Annotated in this window: 4 protein-coding genes; all 4 read left to right on the forward strand. The window is 29.2% G+C overall.

From position 1 onward, the window contains the following. Positions 1–121: 121 nt before the first annotated feature. The 4 genes from ACI5KZ_RS14705 (at position 122) to ACI5KZ_RS14720 (ending at position 3,343) form a co-directional block, all read left to right on the forward strand. The gene (locus ACI5KZ_RS14705) at positions 122–637 is read left to right on the forward strand and encodes a hypothetical protein (RefSeq protein ID WP_406848079.1); all 516 of its coding nucleotides are present in this window, start codon (positions 122–124) and stop codon (positions 635–637) included. Between the two features lie 274 nt (positions 638–911). After that, a complete protein-coding gene (locus tag ACI5KZ_RS14710; protein ID WP_406848080.1) occupies positions 912–1,811 on the forward strand; it encodes a hypothetical protein in 900 nt (299 codons plus the stop codon). 164 nt (positions 1,812–1,975) lie between these two features. Next, a complete protein-coding gene (locus tag ACI5KZ_RS14715) occupies positions 1,976–2,743 on the forward strand; it encodes a hypothetical protein (protein WP_406848081.1) in 768 nt (255 codons plus the stop codon). An 18-nt stretch (positions 2,744–2,761) separates the two neighbouring features. Beyond that, positions 2,762–3,343 (forward strand): porin family protein, encoded by a 582-nt coding sequence (locus ACI5KZ_RS14720; RefSeq protein ID WP_406848082.1) that lies wholly within the window; start codon positions 2,762–2,764, stop codon positions 3,341–3,343. The last annotated feature ends 285 nt before the right edge of the window (positions 3,344–3,628 follow it).

The raw sequence follows: 3,628 nt of genomic DNA on the forward strand, positions 1-3,628 counted from the left end.
CAATTAATTTATACAACGAAATAAGATTACATTTATCTTTAGACTATAAAACACCAAATATGGTATATAAATTATCAGCGTAAATTCAATTTTAACCTGTAGCCATATTTCAGGACAAGACATGCTGAAAAAACTGAATTATATATCAATTTTCGTTCTGATTTTAATCGGTATTTCGTGCAAAAACGAAAAGAAAAATAACGGACTGAACTCAAATACGGAATCGGAATTAAAAATTGATTCTCTGAATGGTTACAATGAATTGGCAAATCCAGACAAACGAGAAACTTTTACGATTTCGGAATACAATACTGACAACCCTGAAATAGAAAACATAAAACGTCCTGAAAAAACTATCATACGGAATTTAAAGATTGACACAACTCAAGCATTCGGAATTTGGACTCAAGACCCAAACGGACCACACGCTGATTTTTGGCTGACCGCAAAGGATTTCCTTGTTGCTGACTACGATGGTAACGGACATATGCCATACATTTTGGACGAAAATAAAATAACGGTTTTTTATAATGACTTTATTCAAAAAGGAATAATCACTTCAACGAAAAATGATACGCTAAAAATTAAATGGTCTGACTTTGACGTTGAAACGATATATGTAAAATTTGAAAACTAAAAAGCACTATGTACAACACCGTATAAAAAAAATTGCTAGTTTTAGCTAAACCAAAGTTAGTTGCTCGTTTGCTAGCTTCTGATTTTCCTACGGAAAATCCTCGCACACAAACACGCAACTTTCCTTATACATAAACGTTAGGCAACATATGAAAAAAATATTCGGAATATTATTTACATTTTGTCTTTTGTTGTTTAGTTGCTCTAAATCAAAAGTCAATTCAGACCGAAAAAGTGACCTATCGAACTATGACTTTAATGGAAAAATAAAGTCTGTGAAATCTGAACTTTTCAATCTGATTGTTGAAAAAGACACTTTTAGAATTGGAGAGAAAATAAATTCACTCGCTTTTGACAGAAATTCTCTTCTCGAATTTAATAAACTTGGAAATCTTACCTCAATAAAAGAGTTTCTTTACAATGGTAAAGTAATTAATGAGGAAATCTACACTTACGATAAAAATGACCTTTTAGTCAAAAGAAAAGAAATTGACAATTATGGAAAAGGTTCTTTTTTAAATTACGAGTTTAATTACAATTCAAAAGACAGTATTAATAAAGTTATAATGTCAAACGATGTATTTAAGCGGATTCATAAAATTGAGAGAGACGAAAATAATCGACCTATTAAAAGAAAAGTCATTCAAAATGACACAGTTCACTTAACTTACAGCGTAGAATATGACAAAAATAACAACGCGATTTCCGAAAGTGAATTTAAATTTGGAGATGTTCCTGTAAAATTTATAGAGAGAAATTTTAATAATCAAAATCTGAAAGAAACAGAAAAGGTTATCGAGTATAGAACTTGGGATACAATCAGAATAGAAAACAAATACATTTACGATAAGAACAATAAACTACTAGTTGAGAAATTCAATATCGAAAATGATTCGACCTTTGACGAAACAAAAAATAAATATCACAAAAACGGAGAACTAAAGGAATCAATTACAGTAATTGGAGATAATGAATTTGCACTTATTGAAAGAAATCTATACAATGAAAATGGGGATTTGATTGAAAAATCAGTCAAAACAACTGATGGAAAAACAAACGATGTTTGGAGGTATGATTTTAAATATGATTTAGAAAATAATTGGATTGAAAAAATTGAATTTAAAAACTATAAACCGTTAAGAATTGTAAAACGGACAATTGAATACTTTGAATAAAATACGTTGCCTAACACCGTATAAAATTAATTGCTAGTGCAAGCCTACTTACGAAAATCCTCGCGGATTTTCTATTCGGTTTGTATTTGCTAAATTAGGTGCTTAAAACACGCAACTAATCTTATACAAAACCGTTACAAACAATTTAAACCAAACTTTACGCAATGAAAAAACTGAATTTACTACTTGTCTTTTTAATTGGATTAACGATTTTGTCTTGTTCATCAGATGACAATAACGGAACTGATGACCAAATACCTGAAGAAACAACTAAATTACTCAAAAAAATGACCTTTAGCGGAAATGGAAATTATTCCCTAACTTTTTTCTACAATGATGACAACAAAATTGACAGAATGCAAAGCGCAGGAACTGGAGACGATTTTATTAAACAATTCTACTATAATAATGGAGTTTTAGACAGAGCCGAATTTCAAGATTTAAACGGAGTTTCAGACGGTTCAATTGAACAGTATGTTTACAATAATGGACTACTTATAGAAAGACAAGATTTTTATAATAATACTACACTTGACGAGCGATTTCTTTATTCGTTTACTAATAATAATATAGAATATATTCAATATATTGGTAATGGTCAAACTACATATTCAGAAGAATATATTTTTGAGTATGATACAAATAATAATGTGATTTCAAGAAAACACGATTACTTAAATACTGCTATTTCTGACCAAGAATTAACATTTACCTACGACACTAAAAAAAGTCCATTTCTTAATTTTCAACCAAACATAGTTTTAATAGATGATTTCTTTTCTTTCAACAATAATCCAACTTCTCGAATTTTAACAGATTTATCTAACGATACTGTTATTTCGGAAAAAAATTATACTTATACTTTTGATAATGATGATTATGCTACTTCTAAAACAGATGGAACAGAAACTATAGTTTACGAATACTACTAATCAACTAAAATTACCGCAATGAAAAAAATATTTTTAATTGGATTATTAACTTTTTTACCATTTCTATCTTTTTCGCAAAACAAAATAGGAATTTTAGCAGGAGTAAATGGCTCAACACTTTCCGATGGAATTTTAAAAAGTTTCGGAATACACAGCAACTCTTTCAGTTTACATCTTGGAGCTGTCTATGAATTAGACTTTTCAGAAAAAATCGCATTTCGTCCAAAACTAATTTATTCTCAACAAGGAGATAGAGAAGATTTTTATGATAATATAAAATATCAAACATCATATATAAATATTCCTCTAAATTTTAAGTTTTTTAACAAGCCTTATATTTTAGCAGGTCCTCAAATTGGATTTTTATTGGACACGGAAAAAAGAGAATTTGATTTTGGAGATTTAAAAAGTTTAGATTACGGACTTAATCTTGGAATAGGAATAGATATTAAAGACTTTTTTGTGGAACTTAATTTGTATCAAGGGTTTAATGAGTTAATTGCTGTGAAATATGAGCAAACCAATCCATTTAGAGACATTGATATAAAAGCAACAAATACTGTTGTACAATTAAGTTTTGGCTATAATTTTGAATTATAACAAGCATCTGAAATAAAAACTGTTTGTAACACCGTATATAATTTATTGCTAGTTCTAGCCTACTTACGAAAATCCTCGCGGATTTTCTATTCGGTTTTTATTTGCTAAATTAGGTGCTTAAACCACGCAACAAACCATATACAACAACGTTGGCAGTAATGATGACCCGTCCTAAAATAAGGCTACATAATTTTAAACATTATGTATAGAAATGACAAAGTGATCAGACGGTATTCAGAACCTTTTAAACTGAAAATTTTAGCCGAACTTACAACCGGAAAACAC

Origin of the sequence: Xanthomarina sp. GH4-25 (genome assembly GCF_045363175.1) — a bacterium.
In the GTDB taxonomy this organism is placed as follows: domain Bacteria; phylum Bacteroidota; class Bacteroidia; order Flavobacteriales; family Flavobacteriaceae; genus Xanthomarina.

Coding starts and splice junctions, on each gene's coding strand:
- ACI5KZ_RS14720 (WP_406848082.1), top strand. CDS start 2,762: ATGAAAAAAATATTTTTAATTGGATTATTAACTTTTTTACCATTTCTA.
- ACI5KZ_RS14705 (WP_406848079.1), top strand. CDS start 122: ATGCTGAAAAAACTGAATTATATATCAATTTTCGTTCTGATTTTAATC.
- ACI5KZ_RS14715 (WP_406848081.1), top strand. CDS start 1,976: ATGAAAAAACTGAATTTACTACTTGTCTTTTTAATTGGATTAACGATT.